Source organism: Vibrio sp. HS-50-1 (assembly GCF_024747315.1).
Taxonomy (GTDB): Bacteria; Pseudomonadota; Gammaproteobacteria; order Enterobacterales; family Vibrionaceae; genus Vibrio; species Vibrio diabolicus.
Map to the genome: position 1 here is coordinate 872,333 of NZ_JAMPZF010000024.1, position 18,853 is coordinate 891,185.

The following is an 18,853-nucleotide window of genomic DNA, read 5'->3' on the forward strand; positions in this document are numbered from 1 at the left end:
AGTGAGTAAAAAGCAATGAGTATAGATAATAGTCAAGAATTACAATACTTCAATAAAGATATTTTCCCTATCTACTTAAATTTCTTCAGAAGCTTTGGCAGCAGATTTTCGATATCTGATAATGTGGATTTTAATAATGATGTTATGACTATAGAGTTTTTGACCTATAAGTTTGTTTCAAAACATGAGCTAGTTTTCAAAGACGGAGAACCCCGTCTACGTGTTAAATTCGAAACAACTACCATAGATGACGTTACTTACTTTTTCGATATATACTTCGATCAACATGGAAGATTCGACACTAGGTTTTCTGAAATGTTAAATGGATACGATATGGAAATACTCAGAAATGTATCAAGTGGATACATTGACAAGTACATTGCTGATTTAATGTTTAATTTCTTTCGAGTGAATAAAATCAGTTAAAAATATATTTTGTATTGAGGCTCCTTTCGGAGCCTTTTTTACATCATATTTTTTAATGCCCTTGCATATTTCAACACTCGAGCAGCTGCTTCCAAATCAGTCAATGCTCCAATCTCTAATAAAGCAATTCCAGTTAAAACTTGTTGAGCCGTTACCAACTGCCCTGTTGGAAGTTCTAATCTATCGTAATGCATTTTAAAGTGTTCCCATTGTACAGATGGGCTCAGTTCCCTTCCTTTTGTCATTCTCATGAGTCGTTTGCACTCCGGTGGAATGGTTTTCCCCTTATCCCATTCTTTGACGGTTCTCACAGTTTTTAAACAAAGTTCAGCAGCTTGTTCGACGGATAAACCACATTCAAATTCACGAAAAATATAATTTTTAGTCATTTCGTGATACTTCATTGAATTGTCCCTCAAAAGAGAGACATTTTATAGGATACGCATATGCAATCGCATTCAACATAAGCAGATATAATGCGCACTGTAATAATGGTTCCTGTGGACTTGCAATCACTAAAGCCAATCCGGCACAAACCATTGAAATGCTTGATAATCCAAGTCCGTTAAACTTTTTTGCAATTCCTTCCCATATTGCTTTTATCCATTGAGAGTTGATTGGTTTATCTCACCTAGCCTGCATTCCCAACCAATTACACGAGAGCCACTTCATTTTCATCTAGTTCATCGAGTCTGAAAGCTTTGCGCTCTTGCTGCCCGATGCTTCTAATCAACATTGAAATCACGAACCTGTGGCTATATGAAGCCGAATATACTTTTCTGGATATTTATAACGATAGCGTTTTCCTTTCCTCAAGTTGGATTTCACATACCGACAAACTTTTTTGTCACCACTACTGGTTACTCTTTTTATTACTGCTTTTTTACCTTTGTGTTCCATCTCTATCATGACATCGCAATAACCTTGGTAGCCATCAAATTTATTGTCCGCTTTCCTTTGAATCTTAGTTTTAATCTTTTTAGCCAATGGGTTCGTTTCCGAGTCGTCAGACAAAGCTGGAGTGCTTACGAAGAGTAAGAACATTAAAGTTATAACGTATCGCATAATTTAAGCCCGTTTATCTTATTGATTAATCAATGATAAATAATTTTTCTATAGATACGAAAATGGGACGCTATATTGCGTCCCATTTAACACGATTAAGTAACTGATATGTAATTAAGCTCGCTTCTTGCCTTTGCTCGCTTTGAAACCTTGATGCGGAAAAACGTTGCGAATCCGCTGTTGGATTTTTTTGGGAACGTCCTTGGAGAAGCTCAAGCGCATGCCGGTTCGCTGGCTATATACCTTCATTTCACCACTAAACGGATTATGTTCACTAATATCTTGTAAGTTATGTTTGAAAGAAGGTGGTAGATGCCCTTTTACGTTACTGATATGGCCGTTATCAAACTTTACTTTTAGCACTGGTCTATCAACTGCGATCAACCAAAAGATCACGATGGCAGCAATTAAGATTACATATAACATTTGGCACTCCCTATCCTAGCTAGATAGCAATTTACTCAAATCCTCTTTGATTGAGGTAACTTTTTGACTCGCTTTTTCACTTCTCGATGCTTCAGAAAGTAGATATTCAATTGCGTCAGATAACGTACAACCGAGCTCGTTTGCTCTGCTAGAAAGCTTTTCCCAAACTCGATAATCTAAATCAATGGACTTTTTCTTTGTATGGACTTGCTCTGCATTGAAATGACGCTTCCTTTTCGCTCGGATAGCCTGCTTGAGTTTGTTGTCCAACTCTTCTGACATGTGGTTTTCTATCCAAGCTAATACAAGCGTAGGTTCGTGTTCAAGCCGTTTTAGCTCTGCAACCGCGGCATCTGCTTCACTTGTATCAATATGTCGGGTAATCGCTTCACCATCTTTCCATTTCTTGATGAGATACTTCCATTTCCACCCACACTCTAGATTCTCAAGCTGCTGATATTTCATTTATTCCGACCCATAAACATAACCTAGTGACAGCGTAACCCAGATAATTTACTTGGGCAAATAAAACTCTTAGAAGTATCGATGTTGATCACTCATTTGTCTAAGTATTGTTCATTGAGTGTTGAATGCCTTGAGCGAACCAAATTGGTGCTAGGGTGTTATAGTCCATTTCGTTATAATGTCGGCAAGATTGAATTACGATGAATTTTAATGAACCAACTTAATTGGCAAGACGTAACACCTTCACTTGAGCAGTACGAAGCACTTTTAAAGTCTGCACCTTCGTTACCAAAGAAGTCTTTTACTGATCTTCAACCGAGGATGTCGGCAACGATATCTCGCTTTTCCAAAATGTCGGGATTGACACGCGTGCTACTCATTAACTGCGTCGATAATTCTGTCTATAGAGAGTTCATCAGTAAAGCTCTTCAGAGTCATTCTAACGCTGCGATTGTTTTGTCGGAATCACTTGATGCCAAGCGTTTATTTGACCGTTACAGTGTTGATGTAAGTGGTGATATTGCCTTCCAACCTGGCTTGATTTCACAAGCTGACGACGGTTATTTGATTGTACCTGCTAATCTCATTCTGGCTAACCCGGGACTTTGGCCGAATATAAAGTCTGCAATTCAACAAAACCTTATCGAGCCACTGAACCTAAGCCCTACTCGCTTACCTACTTCAGTACCGCCATCTAAAGCTTATGATGTAAAACTGATTGTAACTGGGGAAAGAAGTCAGTTAGCAGAGCTAGAATATATCGACGAGGACTTTTGTTCAGGCTTTACCATGTATACCGAAGTTGAAGAAGATATTCATTTGTCAGAGCAGAATTTGACAGATTACTTTGGTTTGGTGAACTGGATATGTTCTCAATATCAGATGCCTCACTTAACGGAATGTGGCTTTAGAAGACTGTTGCTAGCTGGTATGAGATTTACTGAAGATCAACATTATTTGCCGTTAGGTGTAATGTGGCATTCTCAACTTCTAACACTTGCCAGCCAGTTCAGTGATGGCCAAACATTAGATTACGAGTCATTAGATAAAGCGATTGACGACAAGTATTACCGCGAATCCTATCTTCCTCAGCGTGCCGTGTACGATATTTTAGATGGACAAGTCATCATTGAGACAACTGGGGAGCAAGTTGGCCAAATCAATGGCCTAACCGTAATCGATATGGCTGGACACCCTGTGAGCTATGGTGAGCCTGCCAGAATATCGTGTGTAATTCACTTTGGTGATGGCGATGTTTCCGATGTTGAGCGCAAAGCTGAACTTGGCGGCAATCTACATGCGAAAGGCATGATGATTATGCAAGCTTTCTTAAGCTCTGCTCTAAAATTAGATGAACCTCTGCCTTACTCTGCCTCGATCGTATTTGAACAGTCTTATAGTGAAGTTGACGGTGACAGCGCATCTCTCGCAGAACTTTGTTGCTTGGTGAGTGCGTTATCTGAATCTCCAATTAATCAACAAGTTGCGGTTACAGGAGCCGTCGATCAGTTTGGTCGAGTGCAAGCAGTCGGTGGCTTGAACGAGAAAATTGAAGGTTTTTATCAGGTTTGTAAACATCAGGGTTTTACGGGAAATCAAGGCGTTGTCATGCCGAAATCAAACCTTAAACACCTTGCATTACATAAAGATGTAATAGAAAGCATTAAAAATGGTGAGTTCCATATTTGGTCCGTCTCTACGGTAGATGAAGCTATTCCGATTGTTATGAATAAACCCTTCAGAGGCGAAGACGATAGCATTATTGGCAAAATAGCGGAACGTATTGAAAACTTTGAAAGACATGAGCATCCAGAAGGAATTGTGCAGCGCATCAAAAACTGGTTTGTCTAGTACTGATCGGAGTTGTTTAGCGTACACGTGTTCACTAAGATGCAGCTATCAAAAATTGGAGTAATTGATAATGCAAAACAAACGTGATTCTTATAACCGTGACGATCTACTTGCTTCTAGCCAGGGTGAGCTATTTGGACCAGGTTACCCTCAGCTTCCTGCACCAAACATGCTAATGATGGATCGTATTACTAAAATGTCTGAGACAGAGGGCGATTTTGGTAAAGGTTTGATCTTGGCGGAATTGGATATTACTCCAGATTTGTGGTTCTTTGATTGCCACTTCCCTGGTGACCCGGTAATGCCTGGCTGTCTTGGCCTTGACGCGATGTGGCAACTTGTTGGCTTCTTCCTTGGCTGGGTTGGCGGTAAAGGTAAAGGTCGCGCTCTAGGTGTTGGTGAAGTGAAGTTTACAGGCCAAATCCTACCGACGGCGAAAAAAGTAACCTACGAAATCCATATGAAACGCGTCGTAAACCGTAAGCTGGTAATGGGTTTGGCTGACGGTCGTGTATGCGTAGATGGCAAAGAAATCTACGTTGCGAAAGATTTGAAAGTTGGTTTGTTCCAAGACACTTCAAACTTCTAATCACGACTTTAATCGATTTATAAAGGCTCCTATTTAGGGGCCTTTTTGTTTGCCTAGTCTATAAACGTAGAAAAGGCTCCGTAGAGCCCTTTCGAATCCTTCTTTTTGTATGTGGAGAGTTTATTTGTAGAGACCAGATTGTCTTTCATCTCTGGCATCACGCCAACCACCTAACCAATACGACCGAGCATCAACTTGTTGATATGGGCAAGCCTCTTGAGACCTTCCATTCAACCCAGCTTTATAGCCTTGAGATTGAGCTCGTTCTAGGCGATCACGCTTTTGTCTCTTCATAGTTAATTCCTCATACAGGTCCATTTACTAACGTACAGCTGTTATTGTGAAACTTTGATGGAGTTTTTATGACTCCACTTATAAGAATCGATCAAGTTGAGTGATTTCTCAAGGCATAAAAAAAGCAGAGGCTCAAATGTGTGAGCCTCTGCTTGATTTAAAAATTACTGACGATTTTTGACTATTTTCTACGGAACCCAAACAATCCAAGCATGGTCAAAGCTAACCAACCAAGGCCTGCACCTTGACGCTCTGTTGTCGTTGAGTCAACGCTTCGAGACACAATGTCCTTCTCAGTCGCACCTGCAATAGGCACCAATTTTACAGCTACGATTTGCTCATCAGAACTACATGTCGCATTGTTTGCTGTTGTACTGTAACCGCCAGCACATTTCATCGCGGTACCAGAAATCACACCTGCATCGTTGATATCGGTTGCGTCAAGAATACGGAACTGGTTGTTTTGTTCAGAGTAGTCACCGCCATTAGTCAAACTATCTAGGAACCAAGCTTTTCCATTAAATAGTGTTGAAGCACGTTCACTAGTCTCACCACCTACACTATATGGGTAGATAAAACCGCGCTTACGACGTGGCTTACCATCGTCTTCACGCGTCGTTTCCGCATCAAGTTGTCCGACAATTTCATTGTAAGAGTTGATCCCGCCCATCTTACCGCCAGCACCGCTGAAGAAAATTCCGGTACTTGGGTAAAAAGCGTTAATAGAATCCTTACGAACATCATTTACGATAAAGAGACGATTCGGAGCAGAGCCCGTTGGCATTAAGTATCCGCCCGAACGTTTTGCTTCACCAATAGCAACAAAATTTGAGTTAACATCGGTTAATCGTGAGTTTGTATGAACCGTATCATCGCCCTCACGCTGTCTCGCTCCTACAACAACTTTGTTTTTCCAAGTTGCGTTTTCAACGCTACCTTCTGCCTCTAGGGTTCCGACAAAAACAGTAGCATTCAGATAGTTATCATCACTGTATGTGTTGTAACCCACGCCGTAAACCGTTGTTCCATCTGTGACAAGGTCACGCATGCTTCCTTGAGCCAGTCTTTCTCCATCTTTAGATGTGCCACTTGGCCAAGCCAACTCACTGACGGTTCCACTTTGATCCCAAATAGCTGCTTTCGATGTGTGGTGAGCGCCATTGGTATTGCTTGCCGTTCGAGATACACTACCAACGGTAAAAGTGCCATCGGTTTTCCAAGCGTGGCTTTGCACAACGCTCGCGTCGTTATCACCTGTAACAAAATTTGGTTCAATAGGTGCTACGACTGTATTTCTTGTTTCCAGTGTCGACTGGTTTTCACTGCTGACTTTACTTTGATTACCGACAGCTGCACCATCTTCGGTAAGCTGATTGATAACATTGTTATATTCATTTTTATAAGCAGCAGAATCGCCTTCTACAAATGCTAACGCATTAGAAGTAAAGTCTTTACTACGCTCTTTGTTCCATGGGGTCCAGTTTACAGAAGCCCAAGAGTCACAAGTAGAATAGCGAAGCTGGTTATAACAGTAACGTTCAAAATCTTTGAGTTCTTGGATGTAATAAAAGCCCGCGTCCAATCCAAATGGAATTTCCTCACGATAGCTGTTCCCATCCACGGCTTGTGTCGCTGAAATCGGTGTTGTGCGAGTTTCCATCGCAAGCTTAAATTGGTCTGGTGTACAGTTTGCTGCTGCATCAAAACAGCCCAAAGCGAAAGGGGAACCTGTTGAAGGATCTGTACCCGCATCACCTTGCTGAATTGCAACGCCGTAAGCCGTTTGGTAGTCACCGTTTGAACCATGATCCTGAGGTGAAACCTCAACCACTTGATACAATGCCGCCTGTGCGTTCATTGTGGTACCAACCATCATCGCAATGGCGGTCAATTTGAATTTATTACTACAATTCATTGAATTCTTAACTATCCTGTTGCATTGCTTCGAGTTCTTCCCATCTCTCGAATGCGATTTCCAACTCCTGCTCTAGTGCAGCAAGCTGTTCCAATACCGGCTGAGTTTGCTCTACAGGTTTAGCAAAGAACTCTGGATCGTTCACTTGCTCCTGAAGGCTCTCGATATCCGACTCTAATTGTTCTAGTTTAGCTGGTAGAGCTTCTAATTCTCTTTGCAGCTTATACGATAACTTCTTCGAGTTGTTCTTAGGTTGAGTTGTTTTGGGAGTTTCCTCAACCACTTTTTCTTTTTTCGCTGGCTTTTCAACCGCTTGACGAACCGCCAATACCTGCTCACGCTGCTGTCTTGCATCGTGATAACCACCAACAAACTCTTCAATCACTCCGTTTCCTTCGAAGATCCAGCTTGTGGTAACGGTATTATCAACAAACTCTCGGTCGTGGCTAACTAAAAGCAACGTGCCCTGATAGTTGGCAAGCATTTCTTCTAAAAGTTCCAACGTTTCGATATCCAAATCGTTGGTTGGTTCATCAAGAATAAGTAAGTTGTTTGGTTTCAACAAGATACGAGCTAGCAGTAATCGGTTTTTCTCACCACCAGAGAGTGCCTTAACCGGAGTCCTTGCGCGCTTAGGTGCAAATAAGAAGTCTTGAAGATAACTCAGCGCATGACGCTGACGTCCCCCAACCATTACTTCTTGTTTCCCATCCGCTAAGTTATCGATCACTGTCTTTTCTGGATCCAAAATCTCTCGGTACTGATCAAAGTACGCGACTTCTAATTTTGTTCCGCAGTGTAAACGACCAGACTGCGCTTCCAATTGCCCTAATAGCAATTTAAGTACCGTACTCTTACCGCAGCCATTTGGTCCGATAAGTGCAATACGGTCACCGCGCATAATGTTAAAGCTAAAGTTGTCGACGATTGTCTTGCCTTCGTAAGCAAAAGATATGTTTTCTGCTTCAAATACAATTTTCCCTGAACGTGAAGCATCATCGATATTAAGGTTAACTTTGCCTTGGACATCCCGGCGATCGCGACGCTCTTCACGAAGTTTCTTCAATGCGCGTACACGACCTTCATTTCGAGTTCGGCGTGCTTTAATGCCCTGCCGAATCCAAACTTCCTCTTGAGCAAGCTTTTTGTCGAATTCAGCATTCTGCATTTCTTCAACGCGGAGCATCTCTTCTTTTTCTTCTAGGTAGTTGTCGTAATCACCAGGGAAAGAAGCTAATTGCCCGCGATCTAAATCAACAATGCGTGTTGCCATTGATTTGATGAACGCACGGTCGTGAGAAATAAAGATGATCGAGCCTTTGAAGTCTTTTAAGAAGTTCTCTAACCATTCGATAGTTGTTACATCAAGATGGTTTGTTGGCTCATCAAGAAGCAATACATCAGGGTCACAAACCAGCGCGCGAGCCAAAGCAGCTTTACGCTGCCAGCCACCGGATAAATCGGTTAGTTTGGTTTCTGGGCTTAGTTTTAAAGCACCAAGTACGTTCTTGACACGGTCATCAAAACGCCAAGCATTAGAATGGTCAAGCTGCTCTTGAACCTTGGCTAAACGGTTGATGTTTTTCTCACTCGGGTCTTGAGCAACAAGATCGAGAAGATCGTGATAGATCTTCAGTTGTTCGCCGATTTCAGCCAAACCGCCAGATACGTATTCGTAAACCGTACCCTCTTGATTACGCGGTGGATCTTGTTCAAGTCGAGAAACAACGACGTCTTGAGTGATTTGAATCTTGCCGTCGTCCAACAAAATGTCGCCGGCAAGCACTTTCATTAACGTGGACTTACCTGCTCCGTTGCGACCCACTAAACAAACGCGTTCGTTTTCTTGAAGAGCGAACTCCGCTTTGTCCAGCAATGGGTGGTCACCAAATGCAAGTTGTGCGTTATGAATGGTAAGTAATGCCATTATTATCCAACCAATGTGTGAGTTGTTCTAAGTCAAACGGCCAGTTCAACTCAGAATCTTGATACTTTAATACGGGTATTGTGACGCCGTAACGAGAAAACAGTGCATCATCGAACGCAATATCAATGATATCTGTTTGCTCGGCCAAACCAATTTGGTCTACTAGAGCAAATGCCATCTCACAAAGATGGCATCCCTCCGTGCTATACAATATCAGCACGTATTAATCCTTTTGTTTATACTACGCGTGCGTTACTAGCCAACAGTTATGAATCTGTTTATTACGCGCAAAATCTAATGGTAACGTTTGAGAAGAAATATTCTGAGCCTTCAAACCAAGTTCGGCCAGCGACTCTTCATCCATCTTGAAGTGGCGCTTGTTATTAGAGAATACGATAGTGCCTTCACTTCTTAGTAAACGTTTAAGATTCTTCATCAGTTTAATGTGGTCACGTTGTACGTCGAATGATGTTTCCATACGCTTAGAGTTAGAGAACGTAGGTGGATCAATAAAGATCAAGTCGTACTCACCTTTCGCGTTTTCTAGCCATTGCAAACAGTCTGCTTGTTCATAGCGATGCTGACGTCCTACACAGCCGTTAAGCTGCATATTGTCTTTCGCCCAGTTCAAGTAGGTATTTGACATATCAATAGTCGTTGTGGAACGAGCGCCACCAACCGCTGCGTGAACCGTCGCACTCCCAGTATATGCAAACAAGTTTAAGAAATCTTTACCTTGCGCCATTTCACCTAAGCGACGACGAGTGATCTTATGATCCAAGAACAAGCCAGTGTCTAGGTAGTCATGAAGGTTTACGATCAGCTTCACACCGTACTCGTTTACTTCAAGCGTCTCTGATACCTGACCTAATTTTTGGTATTGGCTGCGACCCTTCTGCTTTTCACGAACTTTAAGTACAACTTTGTTCGCTTCGACACCTGTCACCTGAATCGTTGCACGAATAATATCCGTTAGGCGTCGTTTTGCTTTTTCTTCTGGAATGTTTTTTGGCGCAGCATACTCTTGAATTACGATTTGATCGCAGTATACGTCTATCGCCACATTATATTCAGGAAGGTCAGCGTCATAGATTCGGTAGCAATCAAGCTTCTCTTTACGAGCCCACTTGCCAATCTTGCCAATGTTTTTCTTTAAACGATTTGAAAAATCTGGTGCGATTTGAACATTAGTATCAGCACCCTTCACTTCATCAGCACTGCGCTCTGCAATACTGTAGTTCTTTTGGTGACAAGGTAACGCACCATTATTCAATTTAAATTGTTTATCAGCACGCATACGAAGACAGCTCAGCAGCTCGTCTGAACTCGAGAAGATAGAGGCTTTGCATCCACCAAACTCAGATTTTAGCTGTCCACCAAATGCGGTGTAGAGCGCAATTAGCCCCGGCTCAGTTCCTAGACGTTCACCGTAAGGTGGGTTTGAAACGATAACACCGTGTTCGAATCCTGCAGGACGAGTAATGGTTGCAGCATCACCTTGTGCGAACTCAATCAATTCTTCAACGCCTGCTCTGCGCGCGTTTTCTTGAGCAACTTTTAATACTTTAGGGTCGTTATCGAAGCCAAAAAACTTAGCGTCAACTTTCTTGACACCTCGTCTAGCTTGAACATTAGCCTCTGATTTAATCTCTGCCCAAGTCTCTGGTTCAAAGTCTTCCAACACTTCGAAACCCCATTGCTTTCGCTTAACGCCAGGAGCCATGTTGGCAGCCATCATCGCAGCTTCAATAAGCAAAGTACCAGAACCGCACATTGGATCGAGTAATGGTTGATGCCCATCCCAGCTACAACGCATGATAATCGCAGAAGCAAGCGTTTCACGTAACGGGGCACGACCCGATTCTGGTCGGTAGCCACGTTGATGCAAACCACTGCCTACCATATCTATCCCAAGCAACGCTTTATCTTTATGCAAACGAACGTGAATACGAACATCTGGGCGTTCTTTACTGATGTTGGGACGCGGCAAACCTTTATTTTCAAAGCAATCTACGATGCCATCTTTGACTTTCATCGCACCGTACTGGCTATTTCTGATCTCACGGTTTGTGCCGTTAAAGTCCACAACAAAACGTTTAGAGCTATGAAATTGGTTAACCCAGTTAATAGCAGATGTAGATAAATACAAGTCCATGTCGTTGTTACACGTGAACTCAGATAAAACACGTACAAATCGAGACGCTAAACGGCTCCACAAACAACAGCGATAAACCTGTTCGTTTGTCGCTTTAAATTTTACGCCTGCCTGTACTGGTTTCGCATTTTCAATGCCTAGTTTAGTCAGTTCTTCAACAAGCAAATTTTCCATGCCATTTGAAGTTACCGCGAGATATTGATTCATAGTGTTCTTTCGCTGATAAAAAATGGCTTCAATTATACCTGACTTTACGATCAATGCCTCGTTTTTAAAGGAATTTCCCCACCTGTTAGTTCAAATCATCACCAACAAAATGATCTGAAACTTTCAACATCTTTAATTTGAGTGTTTTTTATTCACGAACGAAATTTTGTTCCCTTGGCAAGAAGTGAATACTTATTTACATTGATTTTGGTATATACCAGGACATAGTTATTGATGTAAGTTACTTACATTTTTGCCTTATAGGGGAATAAATGGGGTCATTTTAAGCGCTAGATTGCCTAGTTAAGGGAGTCATCAGATTGAAATAAGTAAAATAAAAGTGACCAGCTTCATGTTTGCATGCATAGAAAACATACAGTTTCATGGCTGATGGGGCTCTAGTATCAAAGGAAAGGACAAAAAAAATCGACCTAACGAGGTCGACTAATGCAAACAAAGGAACGAAATAAAGAAAAAATTAAACAGGTTTACCCCACCATTGCCATAGGGGTTATTGCAAAGAGGTGATTTGCACAAGCCATGCGGTCATGCATTACTTTAATCGGCTGCCCAAACTGAAGCGCCTTATTGCCATCAAGCACAAACGCTTCTTGGTTAACATAAGCACATAAGCTCGACGTCTCGCCTGGTTCTAACACGATGAACATGCCATCAGAATATTGGTTTGTTAGAAAGACCATGTCCCCTTCTTCAGGCTCGTAACCTGAGGACTGTGCGTCAAAGAACCAGCTTTTAGGCTGTACAGGTTTATGAAAGCGCTTTGCTGCAACACAATACAGTGTTAACTCAGCTTGGCGGTATTCGCTGATATCGAGGCATCGAATACGTTCATTAAACGTTTGGAATGCACTGGCGTCATCAACGGTAAATTCATTGTTTGAGAAGGCACAGTTAACCAACAATTTTCGGGATAAATTGGTTTGGAAAATCATTTCCTCCCCCAGATCCAGCATTAAGCAAGCTTTTTGCTCGTCAAAATACCAATTCCATTTGTCGCTGGGTTTAAGCATTATTCCGTTCTCTCTTGACTAGTTAAATCAGTGGTAAAGAGGTAAGACGCTTAATTACCTACTCGTGATTTTTAAATTTTACAAACGAACGGATAAAAAAAAAGAGGAAACAAAGTCCTCTTTTTTATGTAATAGCTACTGATTTTTCAGTGGTTTTTGATGTGTATGTTAAAGATTCTTAACAATATCACGTACTAGGCCTGGGCCGTGGTAAATAAAGCCGGTGTAGACTTGAACAAGTTTAGCGCCTGCCATCAGCTTTTCTTTGGCTGCAACATAGGAATCCACACCACCAACACCGATAATTGGAAGTTTGTCTCCTAGCTCTTCATGAAGCTTACGTACAACTTCCGTAGAGCGTGATTGCACAGGGCGACCACTTAAACCACCGGCCTCATTGGCGTGTTTCATCCCTTCTACGATCGTGCGATCCAGAGTTGTGTTAGTCGCGATCACACCATCTATATTGTTTTTCAATAAAGAATCGCAGATTTGGCAGATTTCTTCGTCACTCAAATCAGGCGCAATTTTTAATGCTAGCGGGACGTATTTGTTGTACTTCTCTGACAGTTCTGCTTGTTTCGCTTTTAATTCAGAAAGTAGTTCATCAAGCGCTTCACCATATTGAAGTGAACGAAGACCCGGAGTGTTTGGTGATGAGATATTAACCGCAATGTAGCCTGCGTACTCATACACTTTCTCCATACAAATCAGGTAGTCCTCTGCCCCTTTCTCAATTGGTGTGTCTTTGTTTTTACCAATATTAATTCCGAGAACACAGCTGAATTTTGCTTGCTTTACATTCTCGACCAAATTATCAACGCCTAGGTTGTTAAAGCCCATGCGATTGATGATACCTTCAGCTTCGACTAAGCGAAATAAGCGTGGTTTATCATTCCCTGGTTGCGGACGAGGTGTTACTGTGCCAACTTCGACAAAGCCAAAGCCCATGGCATCAAATGCTTCAATGCATTCACCGTTTTTATCTAAGCCAGCCGCAAGACCTACTGGGTTACGGAATGTTAGTCCCATACACTCAACTGGACGAGTTGGTAATTGTTGGCGGTAAAAGAGATCAAGTGGTGTGCCGTTAAAGCGTTGGAAGTTCTTGATTGCAAGATCGTGTGCCTTCTCGGCATCGAGTTGGAAAAAGCCAGTTCTGGCTAGACGGTAAAGCATTGTGCCTCCGAAAGAAAAAAGCCCCGTATAAACGGGACAATATTATTTACTGTTTTTCATCGTAATTCAATGAAAATGAATGTATTAAGTAAAAACCTATATCTTTCTAATATTTTCAAATATAAAACAAACAATTAGAGTAAGATTTCAACAATAAAATTTATAACTAACCACCCTAAAGCAATCGATTTCAGCCTATTTTAACTTCCCAACGCTGTAACTCACCCGCACTATAGTAGAAACGATGAGCAACAAAAAAGCCTCGCTAAATAACGAGGCTTTTACTTACAATTTGACTAGCTCATCTACTCTTTCGACGAACAGTTGAGATTCAAGAGTACTAATTCTCGAAGTGCTACAGAAAACTTAGCAAATTCGTGGACAGAGCCAACTTTGAACTCATTCAAGATGCTTTCCCAACGGTGCAGTGATTGCTCGTTAGTTTCCATCCAATCTTCTAACGCTTTCATCACGTCTAGCTCTTCCGTTGCACAGCCGCAATTTAATACCTGAGCCGTAAGTTGACGTTGTTGCCAGTCCAGATCTTCTCGGAATGCAGCTCTTGCCAGTGCCTGCCAGTTATTATCAACGGCTTGGCTGTTAATTTGCTTCAAGAACCAGTGTAACGACAAACGGTCACCTAAGTTAAAGTAGAGCTTCGATGCTTGCTCAACCGTTTTACCTGTTTCACTCGCCACTGATGAAATATCCAGTGCAGATTGTAAGCTTGATAAGCGGGCAACTTGATGTGCAAGTTTCTCTTCAACCCCTTTCTCTATCCAACCTTGAGCCAACTCATTGTGTTCTTCAACTTCAGACTCAACTAACATAGTGTCTAGGGTTTCAGTGATAACATTGACATCTTGCTTGTAGATAGCAATCAACTCACCGACCGTGCATTTGCCGCTACGGTTACGAAGCAACCAGCGTGCAATTCGACGCAGTGCTCGGCGCACGTAAAACATAATTTCGTATTGAGCTTGCGCTGTCGCAACGTTATCAAGTTTGCGAGTTTGCTTGAGGATTGCTTCTAAATCAAAGATTTCTCTAGCCGCACTGTATGCGTTAGCAATATCGACAACACTTGCACCGGTTTCTTCTTGCAAACGAGTGACGAAGTTACAGCCCATTTCATTAACCATCTGGTTAGCCAATGCTGTAGCGATAATTTCAGCTCGCAGTGGGTGATTAACCATTTGATCTTTATAGTTACGTCGTAACGCACTTGGGAAATATTCAACAAGCTGTTTCGCATGGAATTCATCATTCGCGATTTCATCCGTAACAAGTTGCTGTTTAAGTACCATTTTACCGTAGGCAACTAACACTGATAGCTCAGGGCGAGTCAGACCTAGTCCCTGTTTTTCACGCTCGATTAGCGTTTCATCATCAGGGATGTATTCGAGAGCACGATCCAAGTACCCTGCTTTTTCCATGGTATGGATGAATCGAATTTGTTCCTTAACAATGCCAACACCTTGCTGTTCAGTAACGGAGATCGACTCAGATTGACGGTAAGCATCATCTAAGACAATTTCACCCACTTCGTCTTCCATAGACTCTAGAATTTGGTTACGTTGCTTAACCGTAAGATCGCCATTTGAAACCAGTCCATTAAGGAAGATCTTGATGTTGACTTCATTATCCGAACAGTCAACGCCACCCACGTTATCAACGAAGTCTGTGTTCACTCGGCCGCCAGTCAGTGCGTATTCAATACGACCAAGCTGAGTCATACCCAAGTTACCGCCTTCGCCAACCACTTTTGCTCTTAAGTCACGACCGTCAATGCGTAGCATGTCGTTAGCACGGTCACCAACATCCGTATGAGTTTCTGTCGAGGCTTTAACGTAAGTGCCGATACCACCATTCCAAAGCAGATCGACTTTCATTTTCAAGATCATCTTAATCAGATCATTAGGCGCTAAAGATGCTTTCTTAGTCCCTAACATTTTCTGAATTTCTGGTGTCAATTGGATCGATTTTGAATGACGAGAGAAGATACCACCACCTTGAGAGATCAAATCTTTATTGTAATCTTCCCAGCTTGATCTTGGCAGATTAAACAAGCGGTTACGCTCTTCCCAGCTGGTGGCTGAATCTGGATTTGGATCAATAAAGATGTGCATGTGGTTAAAGGCAGCTTGCAATCGAATATGCTTCGATAACAGCATACCGTTACCGAACACGTCACCTGCCATATCACCTACGCCGATTGCGGTAAAATCAGTAGTCTGGCAGTTGATGCCCATTTCACGGAAGTGACGCTTAACAGATTCCCAACCACCTTTTGCAGTGATACCCATCGCTTTGTGGTCGTAACCATTAGAACCACCTGAAGCGAATGCGTCACCTAACCAGAAGTTGTACTCTGCAGAAACAGAGTTCGCTAGGTCTGAGAATGTTGCTGTGCCTTTATCTGCCGCCACTACTAGGTATGGGTCATCTTCGTCATGGCGCACAACGTTCTGTGGTGGCACAACTTCACCTTCAATGATGTTATCCGATACATCAAGTAGCGCACGAATAAATCGTTTGTAACAACGTTGGCCTTCAGCAAAGATCTCATCACGGGTTGTGAGAGATGGCTGGCGTTTACAAACAAAGCCGCCTTTTGCACCCACAGGTACGATAACGGTGTTCTTAACTTGCTGAGCTTTTACGAGACCAAGAATCTCTGTACGGAAATCTTCTTGACGGTCTGACCAACGTAAACCACCACGAGCCACTTTTCCGCCACGAAGGTGAACACCCTCAATATCTGGTGCGTACACAAAGATCTCGAACGCGGGTACAGGCTGCGGAATCTCTGGAATATCGCTCGGTTTCATTTTCAAAGATAACCAAGGCTTAGGTTGCTTGCTTTCGTCCAATTGATAGTAGTTAGTACGAAGTGTCGCCATGATCATGTCGATGTAACGACGAATAATACGATCATCATCCAAGCTCTCTACACGATCCAACTGCTCTGTTAGCTTTTTAATCAGATCGTTTTGGCCTTTTTCACTGCCTTTGTGTTTCGGATCGAATCGCTTGGTGAACAGCTTGACTAGACCTGTTGCTAAGTCTGGGTAGTGGCTTAGCGTGTCTTCGATGTATTGTTGACTGAATGGGAAACCGACTTGGCGCATGTATCGAGCATAAGCACGAAGAATGGAAATCTCACGCCCAGATAGCGACGCACCTAGTACCAATCGGTTAAAACCATCACTTTCAAGGTTGCCCGCCCAAATTGCGGCAAATGCTTGTTGGAAACGATCACGAGCCTCACGAAGATCAACCGTTTTCTCGCTCTTGTGCAGCATAGAGAAATCAAGGATCCAGAATGTCTGTCCGTTATTTTTCTCGATCTCATACGGTGATTCACCGATCACTCGTAAGCCAAGGTTTTCAAGCATTGGCATTACGTCAGAAAGATGGATTGGCTCATCGCGGTGGTATAACTTCAAGCGAACAGCTTTTGAATCCGCCCCCTCTTCTTGAGGTCGGTAGAACAACATGCCAAGTTTATTATCATCACTTAACGCTTCTAAGCGTTCAATATCTGCAACCGCAGAACCTGGCATCATGTCCTCTTTATATGAGCGAGGGAACGCACTCATGTATTCTTTTGAAAGAGGAAGGCCTTTGCTTTCACCAAAGTTAGCAATGATGGATTCTTTTAGTCTGTCATCCCAAGAGGTAGAAACTTCCATTAGGTTTTGCTCGATCTTTTTCACGTCTACGTCAATGTTGTTATTGTCTACACGAACAATGTAATGTGTTCTCGCTAGTGGGCTTTCTGAGAAGAACGTTGTAAATTCAACCTCTTGCTCGCAACCAAAGTACTGCTTAAGAATGCGTTGAGTTTGACGACGTAACTCTGTGTTGTAACGATCTTTAGTGACATAAACCATGCAGCTAAAGAAACGACCAAATGGGTCCTTACGAACAAATAAACGCAGTAGGTCACGATCTTGCATTTGTACAACACCCATACCCACCTCAAGCAGCTCTTCTTCATTTGCTTGAAGTAGTTCATCGCGTGGGTAGTTTTCTAAGATATTGTGCAATGCTTTGTATGAATACGATCCGTGACGATATCCGCTCGCTTCAAGGATACGGTCCACTTTTTCACGGATCAGAGGGATGCTTTGTACCGCTTGGTTATACACGGCAGAGGTATATAGACCAGTAAAGCGATGCTCACCTATTACTTTACCGTTTTCATCAAACTTCTTAATACCGATGTAATCAGTATAAGCTGGACGGTGAATACGAGATGCTTTGTTACCTTTTGTGATGATCAGAGCGTATGGCTTTTTCGCTTCTAACCGCGCTGAATCTGAAAGCTCAGATAGCTTGACGCTACGGACGCGCTTGTCATCAGCAAATAGACCAAGTCCTTTCTCTTTAGCAGGAACAAGCTCGGTATCACCATTGACTTCTTCTAAGTCATAATCTTTGTAACCCATAAAGGTAAAATTATGATCTTCTAGCCAACGAAGAAATGCGATCGTTTCGTCCATACGATCCGTTTGGATAGAAACACGATCTTTATTTTTCTCAAGTTCATCAGTCACAAGCTTAAGCTTATCAACCATTTGCTTCCAGTCATCAACGACTAAACGAGTGTCAGATAGAATTTTTAACAGCTCTTCTTTAAGCGCTTGCATCTCTTCTTTACTAGTAAGGCGGTCTACCTCGATATGGAACAGTGATTGAAGAACACCACCCTCACCGTTTACGTCGGTAACTTGGCCTTTTTTATCACGCTGTATCTGTGTTGGGTTGTTTAACATTAGGTGGCAAACAAGGTCCAAACGCGCTAAAGCCATTTTGACTGAGTCCACTAAGAATGGACTATCTGGAACAACAATTTCTACGATTGTGTGTGTGGATTGCCAGCCTTGACGACTTACGGTCGGGTTAAATACTCGTACCGAAATCTCTTCTGGTTTTTTTTCATTGATATGGTGCCAAAGGCTGACGACAGCACCATAAAGATCGGATTCGTTTCGCTGAATCAGGTCATCATCAGCAATGTTACTGAATAAGTGTTGAGCAAGTTTAGTTACAAGCGTTTGGTGAGAAAGCTCGAGTTTGTCTTGAATCAGTTGGTAAACTTTTTCAAGCAGAACCGGCACTACATTTTCACGCGCGGTCATATTCACACTCCACATTAGAATTGTTGTTTTGTAGGGGGACTTAGTAGCTAGGTTGTTACCTTAGAAACTAAGCATAGGTAATGCATGTGCCCATTGTAAAAGCATAATTACAAATGTTTAACAACTAATCGTGGTGGTAAGAGGTGAAATGTCCGATTCTGTGACTAAGATTCCTA

At 42.4% G+C, this 18,853-nt stretch carries 14 protein-coding genes and 1 pseudogene; 2 read left to right on the forward strand and 13 right to left on the reverse strand.

The window, feature by feature from the left end; all coding sequences use genetic code 11:
• Positions 1 to 464: 464 nt before the first annotated feature.
• The 5 genes and pseudogenes from NDJ01_RS13625 to matP all read right to left on the reverse strand — a co-directional run bounded on the left by NDJ01_RS13625 (position 465) and on the right by matP (position 2,382).
• Positions 465 to 830, reverse strand: a complete 366-nt coding sequence (locus tag NDJ01_RS13625) for a regulator (protein WP_258586855.1) — start codon at positions 828 to 830, stop codon at positions 465 to 467.
• Positions 808 to 1,011: pseudogene (locus NDJ01_RS13630) on the reverse strand (DUF3693 domain-containing protein); the annotation flags it as partial. The pseudogene NDJ01_RS13630 and the gene NDJ01_RS13625, both read right to left, overlap by 23 nt.
• A gap of 156 nt (positions 1,012 to 1,167) precedes the next feature.
• Positions 1,168 to 1,491 carry a hypothetical protein gene (locus NDJ01_RS13635; RefSeq protein WP_047010352.1) on the reverse strand — a complete coding sequence of 108 codons (324 nt, stop codon included), beginning with the start codon at positions 1,489 to 1,491 and terminating at the stop codon, positions 1,168 to 1,170.
• Positions 1,492 to 1,605: 114 nt separating this feature from the next.
• A complete protein-coding gene (locus NDJ01_RS13640) occupies positions 1,606 to 1,917 on the reverse strand; it encodes a DUF3634 family protein (protein WP_005396496.1) in 312 nt (103 codons plus the stop codon).
• Positions 1,918 to 1,932: 15 nt separating this feature from the next.
• On the reverse strand, positions 1,933 to 2,382 hold the full coding sequence (gene matP / locus NDJ01_RS13645; RefSeq protein ID WP_005396497.1) for a macrodomain Ter protein MatP: 450 nt from the start codon (positions 2,380 to 2,382) through the stop codon (positions 1,933 to 1,935).
• A gap of 210 nt (positions 2,383 to 2,592) precedes the next feature.
• Here matP and NDJ01_RS13650 point away from each other — a divergent pair, with 210 nt between their 5' ends.
• A complete protein-coding gene (locus NDJ01_RS13650) occupies positions 2,593 to 4,233 on the forward strand; it encodes a Lon protease family protein (protein WP_145474019.1) in 1,641 nt (546 codons plus the stop codon).
• Between the two features lie 70 nt (positions 4,234 to 4,303).
• On the forward strand, positions 4,304 to 4,822 hold the full coding sequence (gene fabA / locus NDJ01_RS13655; protein ID WP_005396499.1) for a bifunctional 3-hydroxydecanoyl-ACP dehydratase/trans-2-decenoyl-ACP isomerase: 519 nt from the start codon (positions 4,304 to 4,306) through the stop codon (positions 4,820 to 4,822).
• A 120-nt stretch (positions 4,823 to 4,942) separates the two neighbouring features.
• Here the strand turns inward: fabA and rmf are convergent, their stop codons facing one another.
• The 8 genes from rmf to NDJ01_RS13695 form a co-directional block, all read right to left on the reverse strand.
• Positions 4,943 to 5,116, reverse strand: coding sequence for a ribosome modulation factor (gene rmf / locus NDJ01_RS13660; RefSeq protein WP_005377453.1), 174 nt, complete (start codon positions 5,114 to 5,116; stop codon positions 4,943 to 4,945).
• A 181-nt stretch (positions 5,117 to 5,297) separates the two neighbouring features.
• Positions 5,298 to 7,031, reverse strand: a complete 1,734-nt coding sequence (locus NDJ01_RS13665) for a DUF3466 family protein (RefSeq protein WP_065646475.1) — start codon at positions 7,029 to 7,031, stop codon at positions 5,298 to 5,300.
• Positions 7,032 to 7,038: 7 nt separating this feature from the next.
• Positions 7,039 to 8,958 (reverse strand): ABC transporter ATP-binding protein, encoded by a 1,920-nt coding sequence (locus tag NDJ01_RS13670; protein ID WP_145474017.1) that lies wholly within the window; start codon positions 8,956 to 8,958, stop codon positions 7,039 to 7,041.
• Complete coding sequence (locus NDJ01_RS13675) at positions 8,936 to 9,178, reverse strand: glutaredoxin family protein (protein WP_074190119.1); 243 nt, start codon at positions 9,176 to 9,178, stop codon at positions 8,936 to 8,938. The genes NDJ01_RS13670 and NDJ01_RS13675 overlap by 23 nt, the downstream gene beginning before the upstream one ends.
• Positions 9,179 to 9,199: 21 nt before the next feature.
• Positions 9,200 to 11,320, reverse strand: coding sequence for a bifunctional 23S rRNA (guanine(2069)-N(7))-methyltransferase RlmK/23S rRNA (guanine(2445)-N(2))-methyltransferase RlmL (gene rlmKL / locus NDJ01_RS13680; protein ID WP_258586856.1), 2,121 nt, complete (start codon positions 11,318 to 11,320; stop codon positions 9,200 to 9,202).
• A 488-nt stretch (positions 11,321 to 11,808) separates the two neighbouring features.
• On the reverse strand, positions 11,809 to 12,351 hold the full coding sequence (locus NDJ01_RS13685) for a cell division protein ZapC (RefSeq protein ID WP_005396505.1): 543 nt from the start codon (positions 12,349 to 12,351) through the stop codon (positions 11,809 to 11,811).
• 168 nt (positions 12,352 to 12,519) lie between these two features.
• On the reverse strand, positions 12,520 to 13,530 hold the full coding sequence (gene pyrD, locus NDJ01_RS13690) for a quinone-dependent dihydroorotate dehydrogenase (protein WP_139060263.1): 1,011 nt from the start codon (positions 13,528 to 13,530) through the stop codon (positions 12,520 to 12,522).
• Positions 13,531 to 13,835: 305 nt separating this feature from the next.
• Positions 13,836 to 18,677: an NAD-glutamate dehydrogenase gene (locus NDJ01_RS13695; protein ID WP_258586857.1), complete on the reverse strand. Its 4,842-nt coding sequence runs from the start codon at positions 18,675 to 18,677 to the stop codon at positions 13,836 to 13,838.
• Positions 18,678 to 18,853 lie beyond the last annotated feature (176 nt).

Excerpts from the sequence above, each read along its gene's own strand:
- NDJ01_RS13625 (WP_258586855.1), bottom strand. The coding sequence starts at position 830 with ATGAAGTATCACGAAATGACTAAAAATTATATTTTTCGTGAATTTGAA.
- NDJ01_RS13635 (WP_047010352.1), bottom strand. The coding sequence starts at position 1,491 with ATGCGATACGTTATAACTTTAATGTTCTTACTCTTCGTAAGCACTCCA.
- NDJ01_RS13640 (WP_005396496.1), bottom strand. The coding sequence starts at position 1,917 with ATGTTATATGTAATCTTAATTGCTGCCATCGTGATCTTTTGGTTGATC.
- matP (WP_005396497.1), bottom strand. The coding sequence starts at position 2,382 with ATGAAATATCAGCAGCTTGAGAATCTAGAGTGTGGGTGGAAATGGAAG.
- NDJ01_RS13650 (WP_145474019.1), top strand. The coding sequence starts at position 2,593 with ATGAACCAACTTAATTGGCAAGACGTAACACCTTCACTTGAGCAGTAC.
- fabA (WP_005396499.1), top strand. The coding sequence starts at position 4,304 with ATGCAAAACAAACGTGATTCTTATAACCGTGACGATCTACTTGCTTCT.
- rmf (WP_005377453.1), bottom strand. The coding sequence starts at position 5,116 with ATGAAGAGACAAAAGCGTGATCGCCTAGAACGAGCTCAATCTCAAGGC.
- NDJ01_RS13665 (WP_065646475.1), bottom strand. The coding sequence starts at position 7,031 with ATGAATTGTAGTAATAAATTCAAATTGACCGCCATTGCGATGATGGTT.
- NDJ01_RS13670 (WP_145474017.1), bottom strand. The coding sequence starts at position 8,958 with ATGGCATTACTTACCATTCATAACGCACAACTTGCATTTGGTGACCAC.
- rlmKL (WP_258586856.1), bottom strand. The coding sequence starts at position 11,320 with ATGAATCAATATCTCGCGGTAACTTCAAATGGCATGGAAAATTTGCTT.
- NDJ01_RS13685 (WP_005396505.1), bottom strand. The coding sequence starts at position 12,351 with ATGCTTAAACCCAGCGACAAATGGAATTGGTATTTTGACGAGCAAAAA.
- pyrD (WP_139060263.1), bottom strand. The coding sequence starts at position 13,530 with ATGCTTTACCGTCTAGCCAGAACTGGCTTTTTCCAACTCGATGCCGAG.
- NDJ01_RS13695 (WP_258586857.1), bottom strand. The coding sequence starts at position 18,677 with ATGACCGCGCGTGAAAATGTAGTGCCGGTTCTGCTTGAAAAAGTTTAC.